Source organism: Amycolatopsis iheyensis (assembly GCF_024703995.1).
GTDB lineage: Bacteria > Actinomycetota > Actinomycetes > Mycobacteriales > Pseudonocardiaceae > Amycolatopsis > Amycolatopsis iheyensis.
Map to the genome: position 1 here is coordinate 14,651 of NZ_JAMXQV010000025.1, position 22,086 is coordinate 36,736.

The 22,086-nt window shown below is 69.5% G+C and carries 15 protein-coding genes; 6 read left to right on the forward strand and 9 right to left on the reverse strand.

Annotation, left to right across the window (positions count from 1 at the left end; all coding sequences use genetic code 11):
* Window positions 1-372, reverse strand: a complete 372-nt coding sequence (locus M8542_RS36880; protein WP_257924973.1) for an effector-associated constant component EACC1 — start codon at window positions 370-372, stop codon at window positions 1-3.
* A 127-nt stretch (window positions 373-499) separates the two neighbouring features.
* Here M8542_RS36880 and M8542_RS36885 point away from each other — a divergent pair, with 127 nt between their 5' ends.
* Together M8542_RS36885 and M8542_RS36890 are read left to right on the forward strand one after the other, a co-directional pair.
* Window positions 500-1,099 (forward strand): Hint domain-containing protein, encoded by a 600-nt coding sequence (locus tag M8542_RS36885; RefSeq protein ID WP_257924974.1) that lies wholly within the window; start codon window positions 500-502, stop codon window positions 1,097-1,099.
* A gap of 300 nt (window positions 1,100-1,399) precedes the next feature.
* Complete coding sequence (locus tag M8542_RS36890) at window positions 1,400-1,612, forward strand: hypothetical protein (RefSeq protein ID WP_257924975.1); 213 nt, start codon at window positions 1,400-1,402, stop codon at window positions 1,610-1,612.
* An 834-nt stretch (window positions 1,613-2,446) separates the two neighbouring features.
* Here the strand turns inward: M8542_RS36890 and M8542_RS36895 are convergent.
* Window positions 2,447-2,596, reverse strand: a complete 150-nt coding sequence (locus M8542_RS36895) for a hypothetical protein (RefSeq protein WP_257924976.1) — start codon at window positions 2,594-2,596, stop codon at window positions 2,447-2,449.
* A gap of 1,412 nt (window positions 2,597-4,008) precedes the next feature.
* Between M8542_RS36895 and M8542_RS36905 the strand changes: the two genes are divergently transcribed.
* On the forward strand, window positions 4,009-6,249 hold the full coding sequence (locus M8542_RS36905) for an NACHT domain-containing protein (protein ID WP_257924977.1): 2,241 nt from the start codon (window positions 4,009-4,011) through the stop codon (window positions 6,247-6,249).
* A 191-nt stretch (window positions 6,250-6,440) separates the two neighbouring features.
* On the forward strand, window positions 6,441-7,886 hold the full coding sequence (locus tag M8542_RS36910; protein ID WP_257924978.1) for a trypsin-like serine protease: 1,446 nt from the start codon (window positions 6,441-6,443) through the stop codon (window positions 7,884-7,886).
* Window positions 7,887-7,926: 40 nt separating this feature from the next.
* Here the strand turns inward: M8542_RS36910 and M8542_RS36915 are convergent, their stop codons facing one another.
* The gene (locus tag M8542_RS36915; protein ID WP_257924979.1) at window positions 7,927-9,465 is read right to left on the reverse strand and encodes a S8 family peptidase; all 1,539 of its coding nucleotides are present in this window, start codon (window positions 9,463-9,465) and stop codon (window positions 7,927-7,929) included.
* Window positions 9,466-9,752: 287 nt separating this feature from the next.
* Here M8542_RS36915 and M8542_RS36920 point away from each other — a divergent pair, with 287 nt between their 5' ends.
* Both M8542_RS36920 and M8542_RS36925 read left to right on the forward strand, forming a co-directional pair.
* The gene (locus tag M8542_RS36920) at window positions 9,753-12,611 is read left to right on the forward strand and encodes an ATP-binding protein (RefSeq protein WP_257924980.1); all 2,859 of its coding nucleotides are present in this window, start codon (window positions 9,753-9,755) and stop codon (window positions 12,609-12,611) included.
* Window positions 12,612-13,546: 935 nt separating this feature from the next.
* Window positions 13,547-16,342 (forward strand): AfsR/SARP family transcriptional regulator, encoded by a 2,796-nt coding sequence (locus M8542_RS36925; protein ID WP_257924981.1) that lies wholly within the window; start codon window positions 13,547-13,549, stop codon window positions 16,340-16,342.
* Between the two features lie 13 nt (window positions 16,343-16,355).
* Here the strand turns inward: M8542_RS36925 and M8542_RS36930 are convergent, their stop codons facing one another.
* The 6 genes from M8542_RS36930 to M8542_RS36955 all read right to left on the reverse strand — a co-directional run bounded on the left by M8542_RS36930 (window position 16,356) and on the right by M8542_RS36955 (window position 21,888).
* Entirely contained in the window at window positions 16,356-17,402 is a 1,047-nt protein-coding gene (locus tag M8542_RS36930; protein ID WP_257924982.1) for a hypothetical protein, read from the reverse strand.
* Between the two features lie 9 nt (window positions 17,403-17,411).
* The gene (locus M8542_RS36935) at window positions 17,412-17,750 is read right to left on the reverse strand and encodes a hypothetical protein (RefSeq protein WP_257924983.1); all 339 of its coding nucleotides are present in this window, start codon (window positions 17,748-17,750) and stop codon (window positions 17,412-17,414) included.
* 103 nt (window positions 17,751-17,853) lie between these two features.
* The gene (locus tag M8542_RS36940; protein WP_257924984.1) at window positions 17,854-18,975 is read right to left on the reverse strand and encodes an epoxide hydrolase family protein; all 1,122 of its coding nucleotides are present in this window, start codon (window positions 18,973-18,975) and stop codon (window positions 17,854-17,856) included.
* Between the two features lie 307 nt (window positions 18,976-19,282).
* Window positions 19,283-19,948, reverse strand: a complete 666-nt coding sequence (locus M8542_RS36945) for an HAD family hydrolase (RefSeq protein WP_257924985.1) — start codon at window positions 19,946-19,948, stop codon at window positions 19,283-19,285.
* A gap of 30 nt (window positions 19,949-19,978) precedes the next feature.
* Window positions 19,979-21,046: a class I SAM-dependent methyltransferase gene (locus M8542_RS36950; protein WP_257924986.1), complete on the reverse strand. Its 1,068-nt coding sequence runs from the start codon at window positions 21,044-21,046 to the stop codon at window positions 19,979-19,981.
* Between the two features lie 125 nt (window positions 21,047-21,171).
* Window positions 21,172-21,888, reverse strand: coding sequence for a class I SAM-dependent methyltransferase (locus M8542_RS36955; protein WP_257924987.1), 717 nt, complete (start codon window positions 21,886-21,888; stop codon window positions 21,172-21,174).
* Between the last annotated feature and the right edge of the window lie 198 nt (window positions 21,889-22,086).

Consider the following 22,086-nt stretch of genomic DNA (forward strand, 5'->3'; position numbering starts at 1 on the left):
TCAGCTTCCGGCGTGCCGGTCCAGAAACGCCTGCACGAGCGCGTTCTGCTGCGCACGGGTGGCGGCGGTGAGCTCGATGCTGTCGCCGTCGACCCTGATGGTGACCGTTCCTCGTTTCTGCCGTTCCAGCCAGCTCTTGACGACGTCCACGACGGCACGTAGGACGACGGGGGATGCCAGCAACCCGACGAGCGTGCCGGCGGCCACGGCAGCGCCGGAGCGGGTGCCGGGCTCGCTCGGGATCGCCGGCCTGTCCAGCCGGTCGAAGTCGAGCAGGTCCAGCTCTTCGTACAGCCGGTCTCCGGCATCGGCGATTTCGGTGGGATCACCGTCCCAGCCGCCGACGACCAGTTCGATCTCGCGTTGCGACATGAAGACTCCTTCACAGGCCCGCGGGCACCGGCGGGCTGAACGCAGGTAAGTCGGCGGCCACGCGACGGCGTTACAGCCTCAGTGGTGGGCGACCGATGCCGGGGCTCGAGGGTAGGCCCGCAGCTGGATGAGGCCGGCGCGGGCCACTACCAGGCAGATCAAAGACATCAAGATCGGTGACCAGATCGCCGACGCGGAGCCGGATAGTCCGCAGCTTCAGCGACACAGAGTCGAGAACATTCATGTGACGGACGCCGACCGCGACTTCGTCGACCTCACCGTCACCACTCCCGACGGTCGCGCTACGATCACCACGACTGCACACCATTTGTTCTGGAACGCTACCGCTCATGCGTGGCACTCGGCAGCGGATCTCAAGTCAGGCACGTGGCTGGATACACCGCGCGGCGGTCACGCAAAGCTGATCAGCAGCCATCGTTTCGCCGCGAGCACCCGGACCTACAATCTCACCGTCAGCGACGTCCACACATACTACGTGCTAGCCGATCGCACGCCGATTCTCGTCCATAACGGGGCTGCCCCAGCTCCATTGCACTGGGCCGGACTGGAGTCGAAAACAATAAGTACGCGCTGGTTGACTTCGCTGAGCGCGTCGGTGCGAAAATGTATGAGGATTGGCCGAACGATTTGCACTGGCAAGACATCGTCAGAGAGGCGCTCGATCCAAGTAGTACAGTGGAGATCCACTTCAGCCTCGCGGGAATAGACGATGCGAATGCATATGCCAAGCTGGCGGAAGGTGTCAGCTCGCCCCCGAGACGGACAGTACACGCCGTGGGAGCTGGCCCAGATCAAGGCTGCACCGGTATCGGTTCAATCTCGAGTCATCTGGTACGATAAATATGGAAAAGTCACAAAAAATCCATTCGAATGAAAGCTTGGTGCTCTTGTGGTCATTTCGTCCGCTGTGCTTCCGCTGCACATCAAGCGACCCTTCGAATTGTGGACATATTCGGTTTCCCATCGAAGGCTGATCCTGCGCACTCAATTTGGCGATGGACGGGAGATGATCGAGATAGAATTCCTGGACGTCCTGGGAATGAAGGTCAAGTCCTACTATGAAGAGCTGTTTATTGAGACCGCCGAGGATGGTTCCGAAATCGATAGTTTTATCGAGGTTCCGGAGCGTCATGAGGATCGCTACGAGAGGCTGGTCGTGTCCGATGGCGGTGTTGGGGGGTTTGTCGTGTGCGGCAAGGTTCGGGTCTGTGAGGAGTGACTCGCGGTGCACTTGCTGGCGAGTTCCGACTGGAGATATCTCGGCATATCAGGATAAAGGCAAGGAATCGTTGCGGCCTGGTCGAGTGGCGGCACTCGCAGCCGAAGGACCGTAGAGCCGCATCGACTTCAGGTGGAATACGACGGTTATCGCACAGTCGAAGCGGAGCAACTGCGTACGCTGGTGGCGTGGTCGACGACGGGGCATTGCGACCAGCGCGCCTGTTCCTTGCCAAGTGTCGGGCGGTGACATGCAGGTCCGGCGGGCGCCGCGCGAACTGCCGGTCCGGCTCCGGTACTCCGACCGAGCGGGAGATTTGGCGGAGCTCGCGCGGGTCTCGACGCGAGGACCTGGCCGCCTTCGCCGATGCCAGCCGCCTCGTGCGGTCGGTACAGCGCCATCGCCTGGTAAGGAATGGGAGTACACCTCCGGGCCGCTGCGCTGTGCCGGGAGAGTCGATCGCCGGCTACCTGAGCGTCGGGAACGCCGGGAGAAAATCGCGCTCCGCGGATCGTCCTGGCTCCTTCCGCAGACGGCGGGGCGGGAACGCGACGAAGGGTGCTGGACGCTGCTGCAGGCGGTGGTTCGCCAGGCCGCGCCCGTGAGCGAAGTCGTCGTCACGAGGGCGGCGGTCTGCTTGGCCGGTTCGACCGAAGTCCCGGCGAAATTCTGCCCGCCGTTCCGCTCGGTCACCCGCGCGCAGTCTTAGCGCAGACCAGCGCCGGGCCTGCACATCCCGACTTTGATGAAGTGGTAGTCGTGACTGCCGTGCACCCAAGCCGTCCGGCGTCGTGGCAAGCGCGTGTTCGACTGAGATTCCCGCGACTACTTTCGTCATCCCGCGGCCAGGACGGCACGGACCTCCGCCGTAGACAGCCGGGTTGTCCGGTCCCCTCGACGTTCGTAGATGACGGAGCTGCCGTCCTTGGTGACGACGAACGGTTTCGTGTGCTCCGGCTGGGCCGGAATGCTGAGCAGCACCACGACCCCACCGTCCAAGGGAACGACGTCGATCTCCAGCCCGGCGCGCCGGCAACCCGGTCGAGATCGGCCGCCGTTGGGTTCCGCCCCTGCCGACATTCGTCGTCTGTGGGGTAGCTGGTGGCGCGACGCGGTGGCAGTTCAGGGTTCGGTTCGGCAGTTCGACGGCGAGGAGCAAAGCCGGTGGAGGGCAAGCGGCCACCGCGATACCGAAGGCGCTCAGCTCCGGAGCGGAGCCGATGTTCACGCAGAGGGGAGAGCGAGATACCGAAGCCGAAAGCAAGCCAGGCCTGCCGTCGGCTTCTCACGCCGGACCGCCGGAGTTCTACGGTCGCGATGACGAGCAGTCCGTCGACGGTGAGCAGCCAGATCGCCGCGGTTGTCGGGTCATCTCCGAGAACGAGGGCGAACTGGCGTCCGTGTTGGCAGGAGGCATAGGCCACGCCGAGGGCGACCAGTCCGGTGCAGAAGCACTGGACGCCCAGCGTCAGGTCGTTGCGGTGGTCTTGGTCATGACCGCTCCCGTCAACGACGACCCAATTCGACGAGTGTCAGCTTCGCTGATTTTCGCAGGTCGGCGAGCTGGCGAGTCGGGTGATTGCTGTTCGTACCCGACCCGCGGCGGCCCGGCCTGTAGCCATCGCCTTCGGCGGCGTTACCCTCACTGCGCGCGATCGTCATCTACGAAGATCAACGCGCTGGGAAGGGAAGCCGGTCGGACCCGGCTTCCCTCCCCAGGTGGAACGGCGAGGCCGAGCTAGCCGACGAACAGCAGGAGCACGCTCAGCACCGCCATGAGGACGGCGGACCCGGTCACCTCGAGGGTGACCGGACCGCTCACTTTCAGGATGACCTGGAAGCGCGGTGTCCTCATATCTCACCTCCTTCCTTCTCGGCGGTCGACCATCCGAGACGGATCGGGAGGTGGTATCGGCGGAAGTTAGCACTCGCATGTACTCGCCTGTCTGTGGACCCCGTGAAGTCTCGGCTTCAGCGGTAACTGCTGGCAAAACCGCAGCTCAGCGGCTATGAGTGTGCTTGGCTGAGCTGCTCGGGGCTGGTGCGGGTGACGGCGCCGCACTCGCGTTTTGGAGCCGAAGAGCAGTAGTATTCCCCCACGGGAGGGCCGAAACACCCTTTCGTTCTTCGTTGCGCCCAAGAGCAGTCAGCCTGGACGGTCTCGGCGTTGGGCGGCCACTCATCTCCCGTTGGGAGAACGCCGAACAGCGGTAGCGGGCCGGGTACCGACGAAGTGAGCTTCAGTGTCAATTCCATGTGCTGCACTCGATAGAGTGATTCATGGAGTAACAGCGCGTGTTCGCGGTCATTGAGATTGACAAGCGGCCCATTCCTGCCCATGCACCTGCTGTGTCGAGCGGCCTCAAGGAAGCGGATGGTGGCGACGCGGAGCCTCAATGGCCAAGATTGTGCTGGTGAGTGCTAAACGTCGGTGGACCCGCGTGTGGTGGGCCATGTCCGCGGTATCGCTGATGGGCGGGCTGTCGCTTGCCACCTGGTGGTTGCTGGCCAGAACGGGAGGTGCTGACGGGGCTGGGATCGCCAACGTGCTCGCGCTTCCGGCCAGTGTGGTCAGCGCTGTGCTGAGCGTGGCGTCGGCCGGCGCAGGACGACGGTCGCGTTCCTACCTGCGGTACAGCGAGCTGTGGGCGCACGCGAGAACGCTGCTCGGAACGGTCGCGGTGGTGGAGGCTCGCGCTCTGGCGAACCTGCTGGGTGACGTGGGTGATCCCCGCCCCGCCGACCTCGGGCTGCGATCCGAGGAGGGACACTGGCGCTCGGACGGTGACCCTCACAGCGGGTCGCTGACCACCATCGCCGACGACTACAAGAAGTATCTACGGCGGAGCCGGCTCGTCGTCGTGGGTGAGCCCGGTAGTGGGAAGACCGTGACGGTGTTGCGACTGCTGCTCGATCTCGTCAGCGAAGCGCAGTCCGCCTGCCAGGCCGGCGAGCCGCGTATCCGCGTGCCGGTCAGGCTGAGCCTTTCGGCGTTCCCCCATCGCTACCGCAGGTCGATGGCCAGAGCGGCGGGCGAGAGGCTGGATTCGTGGATCTGCGGACAGCTCGTCGAAGTGTACGGCTTGCCGGCGCCGATCGCCCGGGCTCTGCTCGACGACGGGTGGCTGCTTCCGATCCTCGACGGGCTCGACGAGATGGATGCCGATACGAGCGAATTCGAGCGAGCCAAGACGATCCTGGCCGCTCTCAACCGGCCTGTGCCCGTTGCCTGGCCGGTAGTCCTGACCTGTAGGTCGGAGCGCTATCGGAAACTCGCGAAGAACCACGGCGTTGCGCTGGTGGACGCTGTCACTGTCGAAGTCGAGCCGCTTGAGATCGATCAGGTTATCGGGTGGCTTTCCCATCGCTTCCCGGATCCGTCCGCGAAACCTGACCGCGTGCAGAGCCGATGGCGTCGGGTGATCACGACCCTGCGCAGGCATCCGAAAGGCCAATTGGCGACCTGCCTGACCAAGCCCCTGATGTTGTACGTGGCGGTGACGGTTTACCGCGATCCACGCAGCGAGCCTCGCGAGATGTGCAATCCCGAGCGGAACGAGTCATCGCTTCCGCGTACGCTGAAAGCCAGGCTGTTCGATCAGTTGGTGCCGGCCATTGTCGCGCACCACCCTCGGCGAAACGGCACCTATTACAATGCCGAAGAAGTGACTCGGTGGCTGCGCTCGCTGGCGAAACACCTCGCGTGGATGGGTGAGAACGGGCACTCTTCCGTCGACCTGCACCTCCACCACCTGTGGCGCACGACCGGCAACCCTCCCGGGCGTGCTATCAGGTTCTGGGCCGCGGCTCTCACCGTCGCCGTCATCGCTTTGCCCGTGCTCGTCTTCGTGGTGCAGTCCGCGACCTTCACCGGATTCCACCCACCCACGACGGCGCGGGGCTGGATTGCTGCTTTCGGCATCGTCATCCTGCTCGGCTGGATCTTCCAGCACACCAGCTCACCGACGATGAAGCCGCCGCAACGTCTCGAAGTGCGCCTTGCCCTGAGTGTCGCTGGGCGGCGGAAGTTGGCTGAGGGGTTGATGAAGGCCCTGAAGCTCGCGCTTCCCGTCGGTCTGGGCTTGGGGCTGGCGTTCGGAATCGCGGTGGGTCTGCCGATCGGGTTGCCGGTCGGACTCACTGCGGGAGTCACGATCGGTTTGGTCTTCGGCGTCACCGGTGGGCTGACTGCTGCGCAGATGACGGCTTCGCAGCCGAGCGACCCGATGCGGCAGGCTCTGACCTGGGATCTCGTGCGAGGTGTCGTCGCGTGGCTCGCCGGCGGTGCGATCGGCTGGCTCACGGGCCGGTTCGCCATGATGTTCACCGATTGGAAGGTCGTCGGGCTCACCAGCTGGTGGGTGGGCTGGCTGTCCATCGGCCTGGCATTCGCCCTTGCGGTCGGCTTGATCGGGTCGCCTGGGCCGCTGTACGCGCTGACTGTGTGGAAGCTCAGGCGAAGTGGCGAACTCCCCGGCCGCCCTGGACAATTTCTGGACTGGGCGCACAACGCGGGCCTGGTGCGCGTATCCGGCGCTGCTGTCCAGTTCCGGCACAGCGACCTCCAAGAATTCCTTCTCGCCTCGGCGGACGCGGGAGTTCAGGCCAGGGCGCCTGAAGCGCGCGGGCGCCGATGAAGTTGGGGGCCCGCAAGTAACAGCGGCCAACGCCGCGACCCGACCAGCGGACGTGACACGCGGTCCATTCCGGTACGACCTGACCGGGGAACGCCGCCAATAGATCCGTAGTCGTACGGGGCGGCTCCCCGGTTGTTCTCGCACCCGACGTCACCGGACAGTGACCGGCAGCAACCTCGGAAGGAGCTGCCGTGAACTCGAGACAACGCTTGCTGGGGGCGTTCGCCGCCGTCCTCGTTCTGCCGCTGGTCGCCGTGCCCGGAGCCCGTGCGGCCGGCCACCCGCCGGCAGTCACTCCGCTTGGCGGGACTCCGCTGCCCGCGGGCGTTTCGCCGTCTTCGGTCGGTGGGACGCCCGCGTCGGTCAAGGACTATCCGTTCATCATCGCCGGCCTGCGGGAAGGTGGTCCGCGGCCGCTCGGCCAGACCTGCACCGGGTCGGTCGTCGCGCCGCGCAAGATCCTCATTGCCGCGCACTGCAAGGCCGCGGACGGGCAAAAGTCCTTTCTGTACGGACTCGACGACCTCAGCGCCGGCGGCGGCACGCCCATCGGCGTCGTCAGCTACGACACCCACCCCAAGTACGTCAACTTCGACCAGGGCTACGACGTCGCCGTCGTCACCACCGACCGGGACGTCCCCGTGCCCGGTGGGCAGTACGCGAAGGTCGCGACCTCCGCCGACACGGATCTGAACAAGCCCGGCAAGACCGGGCTCGGCCTCGGCTACGGCAAGAAGGACTTCAACGACACCAGCCGGGACGTCACGCTGACCAAGTTCAGCCTGCCGATCGTGGCGGGCACCAACTGCAGCGGGGTCGGCGCCGGGTTCCAGGACGCCACCATGATCTGCAGCGGCTACTCCGACGGCCACGTCACGATCCTGCCCGGCGACAGCGGCGGCCCGCTGATCGTCGACGGCAAGGTCACCGGGGTCGCGTCGTGGAGCCGTAGCGACTTCAAGTGGTACAGCGTCTACGGCCGGCTCAACAACGACATGGGCGACTGGGTCAAGCAGCAGATCGGCGACGTCACCCCGCCGGAGACGTTCGGTCTCGGCGTCTCGCCCGGCGCGGTCAAGGTGGACCCGGGCAAGTACGTCTCCACTTCGGTGACGAGCACCGCGGGCAAGAACGGGCCCGAGAAGGTCGACCTGACCGCGTCCGGCCTGCCCGAAGGAGCCAAGGCGACGTTCCAGCCGTCGACGTTCAACTCCGGCGACAGCGCGAAGCTGACGATCGAGACGGCCGCGAACACCCCGCAGCAGGACTACCCGATCACTATCACCGGCACCGGGCCCAGCGGCACGGCGACCGCGAAGCTCACGTTGACCGTCGGCAGCGGCCAGCCGCCGACGGGCGACCTGAAGGTGAGCGTCAACCCGGGCAGCGGGACCGTGCAGCCGGGCTTCTTCACCACCGCGGCCGTCACCGTGTCCGGCGGCACCGGCACCGTGACGCTGTCGGCCACCGGGCTGTCGTTCGCGCCGTTCTTCAACCCCTCGACGCTGAACGGCGCCGGGACGTCGCAGATGCAGGTGGTCGGGCCGTTCCAGCGCGGCACGTATCCCGTGACCATCACCGCGAAGGACTCGACCGGCAAGACGGTGACGGCGAAGTACACGCTTACCGTCCAATGAGGACGCGGGGCGGGGAGGCGACGGCCTCCCCGCCCCGGTCTCAGAAGGTGATCGTGAACCCGTCCAGGCTGCCGGTGTCGTACCGGTAGACGTCCTGCGCGCGCACCTGCCAGGTGCCGTTCGCCGTCTCCGCGGCCGCGTTCACCTGGTACGTCGTGTGAATGCCCGACCCCGATCCGGTCCCGCCGGCTTTCTGCAGGGAGTAGGCCGTGCCGCTCGGGCCGATCAGGTCGAGCGTCAGGTCGCCGGGGTAGGTGTGGGTGATGTCCACCTTGACCGCCAGCGTCGCCGACGCCTTGCCGGCACAGCCGTCCTGGGTGATCGAGCTGGTCACCGCCGCGCCGGCGTCCGGGATGGCCACCGGCGTCGTGTTCGACTTCGCGCCGCACTGCGACGGCGGGGTCCCGCCGCCGATGAACGACACGTTCAGCAGCTTGTTCGGCGACCCGCTGCCCGCGTTCTTGATCACCCCGGAAGTGGCGCCGCCGACGAGTGCGTCCCGCACCTGCTGCGCGGTGGCGCCCGGGTTCGCCGCCAGGTAGAGCGCGGCCGCGCCGGTCACGTGCGGGGTCGCCATCGAGGTGCCGCTCATGTTCGCGCTGCTGCCGTTGGACAGCCCGAGCGACGTGATGTTGTTGCCCGGCGCGAAGATGTCGGTGCAGCTGCCGTAGTTGGAGAACGACGCGCGGTTGTCGTTCTCGTCCGAGGCGTTGACCGTGATCGCCTCGGGCACGTGCGCCGGGCTCGTGTTGCAGGCGTCGGTGGAGCTGTTGCCCGCGGCCACCGAGTAGACGATCCCGGCGGCGATCGAGCGCTTGATCGCGTCGTCGCCGACGCCGACCTGGTCCATGGTCAGGCTCATGTTCGCCACCGCGGGCTTGGCGGCGTTCGCCGTCACCCACTCGATCGCGTCGACCGCGGCCGAGTCCGGGCCGTTGCCGGAGCAGTCGTTGCCGAGCACCTTGAGCCCGACGAGCTTGACCTTCTTCGCGACGCCGTAGGTCTTGCTGCCGATCGTGCCCGCGGTGTGCGTGCCGTGGCCGTTGCAGTCGCTTCCGTTGCCCCCGACGAAGTCCTTGCCGATCGACGCGCGGCCTTCGTACTCGGGGTTGTCCGGCTTGATCCCGGTGTCGAGGTCGTAGGCGGTGACGCCCTCGCCGGTGTTCGGGTAGGTGTAGGACTTGTCGCGCGGCAGGTTCGCCTGGTCGATCCGGTCCAGTCCCCAGGTCGGGTTCGCCTGGGTGCCGGCGGTCCGCGCGGTGCCGTCCTCGTAGACCGTGGCCACCGCGGGGTCGGCGGCGAGCCGCCGGGCCTGCTGCGCACTCAGGTGCCGTGCGGAGAACCCGTGCAGGACGCGGCGGTAGGTCGACCGGACTTCGCCGCCGTAGCGCCCAGCGAGGGACGCCGAGCTCGTCAGCGCCTGCGCGTCTTTCAGGACGACGATGTACTGGTCGCCGTAGTGCCGGCGGGCCGGCACCACGGCGCCCTCTGGCTGCGCGGCGGTCGCCACGCCGGTCGTGGCCAGGATGGCCAGCACCGCCGCGGCGAGCACGCCCGCCTTCCGATGAACTGTGCGCATGCTTCAGCTCCACTCACTCGAACAGGTGAATCGCGTCGCGGTCGGCCGTGACGCCGCGGGTGACCGAGAGCCACCGCCGACTCACTGTCGGGTGCGGTGATCTGCGAGAACAAGCGAGGCGGTGCCCCGTAGGGCTACCTAAACAAATGCCTTCGGCGCGCTCCCTACGAAAGTTCCGTGCCTGCCGCCGCGGGTTCCGCGCGGGTCGCCGGCGGATCTACGCTCGGGCAATCCGGACAAGGCGGTCCGGGCGTGGTGCCGCCGCGTCGACCAGGCGAGGGACGGCGATGACGAACGGGATCGTGGCCGGGACCGGTTCGCCGGTGCTCGTCGGCCGGGCCGGCGAGCTGGCCGCGCTCACCTCCGCCGCCCTGCGCCCGCCCGCGCTCCTGGTGGTCGAGGGCGAGGCCGGCGTCGGCAAGACCCGGCTGACCGCCGAACTGCTGGCGCGTCCCGAACTGGCCAGGGCGCGGGTGCTCGCCGGAGGGTGCCGGCCACTGCGCGAGCCGTTCCCCTACGGGGTGATCGTCGAGGCACTGCGCGACGCGGGGAAGTACCTGCCAGCGGCCGGGCGGCTGAGCCCGCTCACCGGCGTCGTGGGTCGCCACCTCCCGGAGCTGGCGGCGTCGCTGCCCCCGCCACCGGAGCCACTCGGTGACAGCCGCGCGGAGACGCACCGCTTCTTCCGCGCGGTCCGGGAGCTGCTGGACCTGCTCGGCCCGCTCGTCCTGGTGGTCGAAGACCTGCACTGGGCCGACGACGGGTCCCGGCGGCTGCTGCGGTTCCTCATGGGCGACCTGCCACCGGGCACGGTGCTGGTGGTGACCTACCGGCCGGAGGACGCGCCCGGCGGGATGCCGCTCGGGCACGCGCACCGCCCGGCCACGCGGATCCGGCTCGGCCCGCTCGAACCGGACGACGTGCGGCGGCTGGCCGCGGCACTGCTCGACGAGCCCGCCGTCCCGGCCGCGTTCGCGGCCCGGCTGCACGAGCGCACCGCCGGGATCCCGTTCGTCGTCGAAGAAGTCCTGCACCCGCTGCGGGACACGGCAGGCGGGGTCCAGGACGCCGAGGTGGCGCGGCGGGTGCTCGACGATGCCGAGGTGCCGGTGTCGTTGCGGGAAGCGACGGCCGAGCGGATGGCGGCGCTGCCGCTCACGGCGCGGCGGATCACCGAAGCGGCCGCGGTACTCGCCGAACCCGCGTCCGGCGCGCTCCTCGGCGAGATCGCGGGGCTGACGGCGGCGCGCGGCAGGCAGGCGCTCGTGCTGGCTCTCGAACGAGCCGTGCTCGTCGAGGTCGCTGAGTGCCGCTACGGCTTCCGGCACGAGCTCGCGCAGCAGGCCGCGTACCGGACGATTCGCGGCCCGAACCGGGAGGAACTGCACCGGCGGGCGGTCCGCGCCCTGGCCGGGCGGAACCCGGCGCCCCTGGTCCGGCTGGCCGAGCACAGCCGCAAGGCCGGGGACGTGCCGGACGCACTGCGGTACGGCGAAGCCGCGGCCGACCGAGCGATCGACGTCGGCGATCCCGCGACGGCGATCGGGCTGCTGCGGTCCCTGCTGGCGACTCCGGACCTCGAACCGTCCGTAGTGGACAGACTGGCGGTGAAGCTGGCGTCGGTGGCCGCGAACGGGGTTTCGCAGACGGACGTCATCACGACGCTGGAAGGGTTGTTGAGCGACGCCCGGCTGTCGGGCCGGTTGTCGGCGGAGATCCGGTTGAGCCTGGGCCTGCTGCTCGCCCGGCAGGCGGGTGGGCTGGAAGCGGCCCGCGTCGAGCTCGAAGTGGCGCTGAGCGGGCTGGGACACCGGCCCGACCTGGCCGGCCGGGCGATGGCGGTGCTGGCCCAGCCGTGGATCGGGGCGACGCCGTTGCGTGCCCACCGGCCGTGGCTCGACCGCGTCGACACGCTCATCACCACCGCGTCCGACACCCGGCTGCGGCTGACGCTGATGGCCAACAACGTCCCGTCGCGGCTGCACATCGGCGACCGCCGGGCGTGGGCCGAGCTCGAGAGCGTCCCGCCCGCCGCCGGGACGGCGGAGGAACAACGCCAGCTCGCGCGGCTGTACTGCAATTCCGCCGACGCGGGCGCGTGGACCGGGCACCATCGGCGAGCCCGGCGGCTGCTGGAGCGCGGGGTGCAGCTCGCGGCCGACTCCGGGACGCCGTACGTCGTCAGCACGGCCCGCACCACCGGCGTGCACATCGACTGGCTGAGCGGCGAGTGGACCGGACTGGACGAACGCGCACTCGGGCTGCTGGCCGAATACCGCGACCTGCTGCCGGTCAGCAGCGAGCTGTCTTTGGTCCTGGGTCTGCTGGCCGGCGCCCGCGGCGCCTGGGAGCGCGCGGCGGCCTGTTTTGCCGCGACGGGCGTCGACCGCCCGGAGAACGCGGTCACGCCGGTGGTGGTCGCCGCGCACGGTGGGACCGCGGGCATGCTGCTGGCGCAGGACTCCGCCGAAGCGGCGGCCGCCGAGGCCGCCCGCGGCCTGGAGGTGTTGCGCACCAAGGGAGTATGGGCCTGGGCGGGCGACCTGATCCCGGCGGCGGCAGAGGCGTTCTGCCGGACCGGGGGCGTCGCCGAGGCCCGCGCGCTGCTGGACGAGCTCGACCGGGAGACGATCGCTCTGGACGCACCGATGGCCCGCGCGGTCCTCGCCGACGCTCGCGGGATCGTCGCGGCGACGGCCGCCGACGAGCCGGCCGCGGTCCGGTTCTTCGACGAGGCCCGGGAACGCTACGACCACCTTCCGGCGCCGTACCCGGCGGCGCTGGCCGCGGAACGCCGTGCGCGCAGCCGTCTCGGCCACGGAGACACGAGCGTGACGGGGGAGTTCGGTGAGCTCGCGGACGTCTTCGCGGCGCTGGGAGCCACTCGCGACGCGGCCCGCTGCCGCCACACGTCCCGCTCGACGGGCGGATCGGTCCCGTCACGCCGCGGCCGCCGAGGATACGGCGACCAGCTGTCGCCACGGGAGCTCGACGTGGCGTCACTGCTGTCGGACGGCCACACGAACCGTGAGATAGCGGAGGTGCTGTTCCTTTCGCGGCGGACGGTGGAACAGCACGTGGCCAATGTCCTGCGGAAGCTGAAGGTGCGGTCGCGGGACGCGCTCATCGGGGTTCGCGCGGGGTGAGGCACTTCGGTCGCTTCGCAGCGTCTCGTCGACCACGACTGGCACGGTGGGATTCCACACGGACCAGAAAAGTAGCTGCTCCTGAAGGGCCCCGGCGCACCGCCGGGGCCCTTCGTCGGGCGCACTCACAGCTGCGTGTGGCGACGCCTCCAGCTGCCGGCCCGCGGGCGAACAACTTGCTGCTCACCGCCGACGGCGTGCTGGTGGTCGACTAGCCCTACACCACCGGCGGCGCTGCTGCTTCCGGCGCCGCAGAACCCGCCGACCGTGCGGGTCAGCGAACTGCCTGCCTAGCGCACGTACTCGCAAGGAAGGCCGATCTCGGTGTAGCTGCCATTGCTGTTCTTCGACCAGCCGCGAACGCAAACCTGACCGCCGCCAACCCTGGTCACCCACTCCGTAACCGACTCACCAGGCGTGTGCCACCGATCGTAGGTGGACAAATGCTGGTTGGGCAGAAGGAACTCGAAATGTCCGAAAAAGCCGCCCACGCATCCGGGCACACAGACCGTGCCGATCCGCCCACGCTGTACGCTTTCGCGTCACCGACGACGGTGATGCACACCTGTCCGTTGCACCCCCACGCGTTCTTGGGCGTCACGGTCGTGCCTGGTGACGCTGTGGCAACGCCACCGCCCGCGAGCGTGGCGGCCAGACAGGCAACCGCGGCGGCGATTCGAATCGGAATCCGTACTTTCGACACTGCGCATCTCCCCTTTTGTTCGCAGTAATGAGCACCCGTAGTGGATGCGCCGACATTCACCGTGCCCGCCGGGCCTTACCGAATGCTGTCCCGCCACTGTCTGCCGTGGTCGGGCGTCGACCCCCTACCGGGTGACCACCACGAGGGCAGCCTGCCGGCGTCGCCGTCCGGACATTTCGGGCCGTTCTCCGGTTCGCCTGACGCTCGTGGCGGTTTCACCGATAATCGGCGAATGGCCGTCGTCGAGTGTCGGGTGCTGGGGCCGGTCGAAATTCGCGTCGACGACGTCGTGCTGCCGCTGGGTGGCAGCAAGGTCCGCGTTGTCCTGGCCGGCCTTCTGCTGCATGCCGGCGAAGTGGTTGTGCCGAACCAGCTCGGGCGCTGGCTGTGGGACGGCGACGAGCCCGCGCGTCCTCGCGCCGCTATCCAGACTTACATAGCACGGACGCGCAGCGCATTGGGCACCGTGGTCCCCATCATCACCGAGCACGGCGGGTACCGGGCGGAGATCTACGGCGAATCGCTGGATTTGTCGGTTTTCCGCGGTCTGCGGACGGCGGCGGGACGAGCGGTGGCCGAGCATGATGTCGCTCGTGCTGCCACGCTCTACGGAAAGGCGCTCTCGCTCTGGCACGGCCCGCCCCTGGCGAACGTCGAATCGAGCTCGCTCCACCGCGAAGAGAATCCTGTTCTCGAGCAACTGCACCGGCAGACCCAGCTGGACTGGGCGGCGACGACGATCGAGGCGGGGCGGCCGGCCGCCGCAATCCCGCTGCTGACCAGCTTGGTCGAGCAGGATCCCCTTCAGGAGCGGCTCGCCGAGCTGCTGATGCGCGCCTTGCACCGATCCGGCCGGCGCGTGGAGGCACTCGAGACCTACCGACGGACCGCTGCGGCCATGGCCGACCAGCTGGGCCTCGATCCCGGGCAGGCACTGGCCGAGCTGCACCTGAGCCTGCTCAACGACCAGCGGCCGGCACCACACCGGCCCGAACGGGAGACCGCGGATCCGGTCCGTCCGGTGCCGCACCAGCTTCCTGCCCCAGCACCACACTTCGCCGGGCGTGCCGCCGAGCTCGATGCGTTCGACGGTGTGATGAAGTCCGGGCTGCCGCCCCGGACGGTGACCGTGGACGGGATCGGCGGCGCCGGGAAGACCGCGTTCGCGCTGGAGTGCGCTCACCGGTTCGCGCCCCTGTTCCCGGACGGCCACTATTTCGTGGATCTGCGGGGGTTCGGCCCCGGACCCCAGGTCGACCCGGCGACCGCGCTCGAAGACCTGCTGTGGGCCTCCGGCGTCCGGGGACAGGAGTTGCCACCGGGTCTCGACGCGCGGCAGACGCTGTGGCGGGAGCGGACCAGCGGCCACAAGATCCTCCTCGTCCTCGACAACGCGCGTTCCGCCGCCCAGGTTCGCCCGCTGCTGCCTGGGCAGGGCGGGCTCACGCTGGTCACCAGCAGGCGCCGGCTCGGCAGCCTGGGGGTGCATGAGGGGGCGCATCGCATCGCCCTCGGTTCGCTGTCCGCGGCCGACGCACTCACTGTCCTTGCGGACTCCGCCGGGCGGACCGCGTTCGACGACGCCCCGCAGGCGGCGGCCGAGCTGGTCGGGGCGTGCGCCGGCCTTCCGCTGGCCCTGCGGATTCTCGGCCAGCGCATCCGCCGGCAACCGACGTCTCTGCCGGAGGTGGTGAGCGAGCTGCGGCGGGAGCACGGCCGCTTGGCGGCACTCGTCCTCGACGACGAGGACGACACCGATCTTCGCGCGGTCTTCGGCCGGTCGCTCGATTTCCTGTCCCCGGAGGCAGCGTGCCTGTTCCGGCGGCTGGGCCTGCATCCGGGGTCGTTCCTCGACGTGGACGTCGCCGCGGTGCTGGTCGGCTTCGACCGGCCACGCACGGAAGAACTGCTGCGCGAGCTCGCGACGGCGAACCTCCTCGAGCAGCGCGGTTCGGGCCGCTGGGCCTTCCACGACCTCCTTCGTGAGTTCGCGGCCGCCGAATGCGGCCGCGCCGAACCGGCCGAGACCCGCGTCCGGCTGCTCGATCGCCTGCTGGACTGGTACACCGTGGCCGCGTTCAACGCGTCGAAAACCGCCCGACCCTACCGGCGCTACGACATCCTGACCCTGCCCGGCGATCTGCCGGACGCGCCGGCGTTCGGTTCCCATTCCGCGGCGACAGCATGGCTGAGCACCCACGAGGTGAACGTGGCCGCCGCAGTGCGATGGGCGAGCAGCCACGGCAGGCCGGTCGCCGCGTGGCAGCTTCCGTACCTGATGATGGTGGGCTTCATCGCCAGCTCACGGTTCGACGTCTGGCAGGAGACTTTCGAAATCGGGCTCGCGGCGGCGCGAACCTTGGGGAACCGCCGGGCCGAGTCGGCGATGCTCAGCGGCTTCGGCACCATGCACGGGCTTGCCGGTAGTCACGGATCCGCCCTCGACGCCATCCGGGCGGCGCAGGAAATCTCCCGCGAACTCGATGACGCCGAAGGCGAGCTGCATGCCCTGTTCAACCTCGGCTTGCAGTACAACACCGCCGGCCTGCCGGACGAGGCGTACGCCCACCTCGCCCAGGCCGTCGATCTGGCACGACGGCTGGGCTTCGCGTCGCTGGAAGCCGACTCCCTGGAGCAGCTTTCCGACTCGTGCGCGCGAACCGGGGACTATCCCACCGCGCTCCGGCTGGCCGAAGCGGCACTGGCGATCTGGGATCGGCTCGGACGGCACAACCAGCGCCTGTACGCCTTGCAGAGCCGCGGTCGCGCACGGATCGCGCTCGGCGACCACGCCGGCGGGATCGCCGACTGCGTCGCCGCGGCCGAGCAGTTCGAGCGGAACGGCGAACACGTCGACGAAGCGTTCGCGAGCGACGGCCTCGGCGACGTCCACGAAGCCCTCGGCGACCTCGACAGCGCCATCGCGGCCTGGCAACGGGCGCACACCGTGTTCGTCCGGCTGGATCATCCGGCCGCCGCGACCGTGGCGGGGAAGCTCGCCGCACACGGCCGGTCGCCGGTGCCCTGAGCCGGTGCCCGGCTCAGGGCGCGGGTTCCAGGGCATGCGGGTCGGCCTCGAACTTCACCTTCGTCAGCGGTGGCGGTGGCGGGTCCATGAAGCCGTCGAGCATGTCGGTGACCTGCTGCGTGAGCGACGCGGTCGAGGACCGGACGTCCTCGACGACCTGGTTCGCCATGTGGAGGTAGGTCTTCGCGGCCACCGCGTAGTCGGTCGCGGGGATGTACTTGGTCCCCGAGTCGAGCATCTTGTCGGCGGTCGTGGCCGCCATGCTCGCCAGGGGCGGCAACAGCACACTCGCGGCCCCGGTGGTCGAGACCTCGGTCCCGGCTATCACGGCCGCCTCGATGGCGCCGGCCAGTCCGAAGCCCAGTCCGACCACCGTGGCCAGTGCGGCGGCCACGAGACCCCACGGGAACTGCTGGGCGTTCGCGACGTCCTCGGCCTCCTTCGCCCGCATCGCCGCGACGAACGCCTGCATCAGGCCGATCAACCGGCGGCGTGCGGCCTTGACGGTGGCGCAGTACGCGGTGAGCACGTCGACGAGGCCGGCCATCACCTCCAGTTCGTGGGCCATGAACGTGTACAGGGAACCGGCGTAGTCCTTGCAGGCCTCGGCGGCGCTGCCTTGCCAGTTCTCGAACAGCCGCTCCAGCGCGTCGTGCAGGCCCATCAGGCCACCCGCGGGGTCCGCGCCCCCGCCCGCCTTGTTCGTCAGGTTGCTGCCCAGGTTCAGGCAGGCAGCCTGCAGGAGGGCGTGCGGGGCGCCCGCGGCGCCGAACAAGTCGATGTCCGGACCGGAGACCGCGTGCGCGGCGGCGAAGAACCGGCCGATGGTCACGTCCGGCATCGGCAGGTTCGCCGGGCGGTTGTCCAGCGGAGAGCCGTCCGCGAGCACCGACTTCTCGTAGACCTGGTTGTTGATGCCGGACTCCGGGTGCTGGACCGGGGCGCCGCGCGGTGCGGTGCAGAGGTCGGCCCAGTTGGCCACATCGGTCAGCAACCGCGTGCCGTCCCCTTCGAAGAACTCGGGCGCGAGGCCGAAGAACAACCGATCCGTGCTGACCATGGCCGCCCCTCAATCCTCGTAGACCGACGTCAGCCGGGACGCGTGCGTCTGCTCGGTATGGGAGTAGACGCGGTAGGCCTCCCACAGGGCTTGGCTCAGCTGGCGCAGGGAGTCCCACAACGCGTCGTTGGCCGTGGCGATCCGCTTCTGCAGCGCGTCGGCCTGGCCGGTGAAGCCGCCGTAGATCTGCTCGGGATCCTTGCCGACGAACCGGGCCGTCGCGAGGCCGCCGATCGGCCGCAGCGAGTCGGCGCCCTCCCGCAGGTGGTCGACCGCCGGATCGACGTGGTCTGTCAAAGTTCGCTGGAAACTGTCGAGGTCGACTGCGTAGCCCTGCCCGTCCGCCATTGCCCGGTCCCCCTGAGTGATCGCCGGCCGCTGGTTCGCGGCGCGCCGGCACCATCTGACCCGAGCGGCCTTTCAAAGTCCTTTCCCGACGCTTTCAGCCACGTCAGCGGAAGAGGCGGAAGAACCCGCGAACCTGCTCGACCAGCGACTCCGGCTGCTCCAGCGCGGCGAAGTGGCCACCGCGGGGCAGTTCCTCGAACCAGCGCAGGTCGGTGAACCGCAGCTCGGCTTCCCGCCGTGACGGGCGGGTGATGTCGCGCGGGTAGACCGACAGCCCGGACGGCGCGGTGACCCGGTCCCGGAACCGGGCGAAGCTTTCCCAGTACAGGCGTGCCGACGACGTGGCCGAGGCGGTGAACCAGTAGACCGAGATCTCGTCGAGGATCTTCTGCCGGGGCACCGCGTCTTCGTGGTGGCCGCCGTGGTCGGTCCAGGCCTGGAACTTCTCGGCGATCCAGGCGGCCTGACCGGCGGGGGAGTCGGTGAGGCCGTAGCCGAGTGTCTGCGGCCGCGTCGACTGGATCGCCGAGTACCCCCGGCCGGTGCGCCGGAACTCCTTCTCCGCGGCGAGGTTCGCCAGTTCCGGCGGTGTCGGGTCGTCGAACGTGCCCGCGGCCACGGAACCCAGGTTCAGGTGCACGGCCGCGACCCGCTCGGGCGCGACTTCGCCGAGCGCGCCGGAGACCGCCGAACCCCAGTCCCCACCCTGCGCGCCGTAGCGTTCGTAGCCCAGGGAAACCATCAGGGTGTCCCAGGCGCGGGCGATGCGGGGGACGCCCCAGCCGGTCGTCGACGGCTTGTCGCTCCACCCGTAGCCGGGCAGCGACGGGGCGACGACGTGGAAGGCGTCCGCGGGGTCGCCGCCGTGGGCGCGCGGGTCGGTGAGCGGGCCGAGGACGTCGAGGAACTCGAGCACCGAGCCCGGCCAGCCGTGGGTGAGCACCAGCGGGAACGCGTCCGGCTCCGGAGAGCGGACGTGCAGGAAGTGCAGGCCCAGCCCGTCGACGGTGTCGCGGTACTGCGGGAAGGCGTTGACGCGCTCGGCGAACCCGAAGTCGTAGTCCTCGGCCCAGCTGCGGCACAGTTCCCGCGTGTAGGCCAGCGGGACTCCCTGTGACCAGTCGTCGACGGGTTCCGGCTCCGGCCAGCGTGTGCGGCGCAGCCGGTCGCGCAGGTCTTCGATCTCGGCGTCGGTGACGCTGACCTCGAACGGCTCGGCGGTCATGGCGGGATCCTTTCTCGGTGCGGCTTCGTCGGGTCAGGCTGAGGACAGGTCCGGCCCGGCGGCCCGCGACCACCAGCACGCCGGCGACGCTGAGCCCAGTGAGCCGCCAGTACCGAGCGGGCGGCGGCCCCGAGGAGAACGGGATCGACGGCCGGACCGGGTGGGCGCCCTGGCGCGGCTCCTGCGAGCGCGGACCGACCGCAGTCGCGGCAGGTCGTACCCGGCCGGGGTGTCAGCGGCAACCACGCAGTCCGCGTTGACCGAGGTCGGCGCGGATTTCGCGGTGTGGATGGTGGGGCGGCGGATGTCAGGCCTCGCCCGGAGCCGAGTGCCAGGTGCGCAGGATCTTCGCGGCGATGTGCGCGTCGGCGGCCTGGTACCGGGCGAGCTTCAGCACCTCGACGTCGGACGCCGTCGCCTCGTTCGGGATGGCCAGCACCGTCATCCCGGCCGCGTGGGCCGACCGGATGCCGGATCCCGAGTCCTCGATCGCGAGACACCGCGCCGGGGGCACGCCGAGGTTGCGTGCGGCGAGCAGGTACGGGTCGGGGGCCGGCTTGCCGTGCGTCACGTCGTCGCCGGTCACCACCGTGGCGAGCCGCGAGGCGAATCCGCAGGCCTCCGCCGTCGCCTCGACGTAGCGCCGGGGTGAGGCGGAGACGAGTCCGACCGGGCCGAGCTCGGCCGCGGCGGCGACGGCGTCGGCCGCGCCGGGCAGCGGGCCGAAACCGCCGCGGCCGAGCTCGTCGAGCATGCCGTCCACGCACTCGGTGAGGGCGCTTTCCGCGGTCAGGCCGGGGCAGCGGCCGGCGAGGTAGCCCGTCCAGTGGCGGGTGCCGGTGCCCTGGATCGCCGCCCAGTCCCGCGGCGACCAGCGGTGGCCGTGGCGGCCCGCGACACCCTCGATCACGCGGTTCCAGGCCGGGGCACTGCCGACCAGGGTTTCGTCGAGGTCGAAGACGGTGGCGGTCATTCTCTGTCCTCTCCGGACGGCGCGGCCCGTTCAGGCGGCGGTGGGCCGCTCGACGACGACGTTGGCGATCAGGGAGTGCCCGACGCCGAGTCCTTGCTGTACCTGCTGTTCGCACTCGAACAACGCGTCGGCCAGCTGCTTCGCGTGCTCGGGCGAGCGCAGCCCCGGGCCGTCGCCGACGGACGTGGTGATCGTCTGGTTCCAGCGTTCGGCGAAGGCCGCGAAGAACCTTTCGACACTCTGCGGCGCCTCCCCCTCGGGGACCTGGAACCGCAGTCGTGCCGGGTCGACGTCCGCGGTGCCGCGGGCGAGCTCGTTGAGGAGCGTGCGGTAGGGCGGGATCGCCTTGGTGAAGGCCAGGGTGGCGGTGTGCCGGCCGGCCAGGATGGACCGGTCGGTGAACGTCGTGCCGCACAGCCGGGCCCCGGCGCGGGTCGCGGCCTCGACGAGCGTCTCGTCGAGGGACCGGCGGTCGAAGAAACTCATCTGGTCGTGGAGGGTTTCGCCCGCCCCTTCGAAGAAGCTCATGTCGTACGACCACCGCGTCCGCGGCCACTGCGGCGTCCACTCGACGGAGTAGCGGCCGAGGACGTCGACGACGAGCGCGGCGCGGTCGCGGGTCTCGACGATCCGCCGCATGAGGCCGGTCAGGACGTCGGCGACCTCCGCGTGGGGGAGGTGGGAGTACGGGACGCCACTCGACATGTAGAGGTCGAAGTCGCCGGCCGGCGGTGCGGACCGCATGTCGGCGACCTCGAAGGTGGCCGGCAGGTGCGCGTGGAGCGAGCGTGCAGTGTCGACCATGTCGGGGTCGACGTCGACGCCGACGTACTCGAGCGTGTTCGCGTCGGTCAGCGGGGGGAGCGGCCCGTGCTGCTCGGTCAGCAGGGAAAGCCCGTCCCCGGTGCCGCAGCCGAGGTCGAGCACCCGCAGTGGTTCGCCCGGTTCGGGGCGGATCGTCCGGATGGCCTCGCCCAGAACCCGGTGGGTGACCAGCTCCTCCAGCATCGTCTTGACCGGGTCACGGCGGTTCGGCGAGGTGTAGTGGGCGGTCGCGTCACGGTAGGAGGTGGCGGCGTGCGCAGGGGTCTTGGTCACGCCGCACCCCGGCCGGTGGTGCCGGCTTCAGCTCGCTCGAAGGCCGCACGGTGGTTTTGGTGATCGATGAGCGTCATGGTGAAAACGTAGATCATGCGGCGGCCGCACAGCGTCAACCCCGGTGCTCACGGACGGCGAGCGGTGAGCTGCCAGACCGGGAGGACGAGGTTGCCCCGCTCGTCGATGTCCAGTGCGGCGATCGTGGCCGGGTCGGCGTCGGTGCCCAGCACCGCTCGCGACGCCTCGTGCAGCATGTCCAGGGTGAACGCCGTCCGGTAGCTCGCCTGCTCCAGCCGGGTGATCTCCCAGCTCCGCCCGACCGTCTCGCGGAGGTTGCGTTCGCTGATCAAGAAGGGGACCGGGACACCGGCCGGTATTGCGTCCGTGAAGCAGAACATGTGCAGCCGCGCCCCGGGCTTCGTGGCCCGGGTGAGTGCCTCGACGTAGGTGTGGCGGACTTCCTCGGTGAAGCAGTGGTAGAGCGCGCTGTCGAGAACTGTGTCGAAGCGATCTTCATACCCGTCCAGCTTTGTGGCGTCCGCGACCGCGAAGCCGACCTCTACGCCCTTCGCTGACGCCCGGGCGCGGGCCTGCTCGATCGCCGACGGCGCGCCGTCGAGTCCGGTGACCCGGTGCCCGCGGGACGCGAGGAAGATCGCGTTGTCGCCGGGGCCGCACCCCAGGTCGGCCACTTCGCCGGCGAACTGCCCGCTCGCTTCGAGCGCGATCACCCCCGGCTGTGGCTCTTTGGTGTCCCACGGTATCCGCGTGCCGAGCGGCGATTTCCCCTGGTACATTTCCTCGAAATCGACGTCTTCGGCGGTTGTTTGCGGCTCGCTCATGATCTCCTCGCGTCATTTGTGTCGGTTTCGCCGTGAGGTGTCACAAAATTCGAAGAACGGGGGAAGAAGAAGCCGTGTAATGGTGGTGAATCAGGTCTTCGCCGCGCCCTGTTCCGGGCGTGGCGCGCAGTATCCCCAGCCCTCCCCCTGGATGCGTCGACCCACGTCGCAGGCCCCCGGTGGGCGAGTCTACGCCTT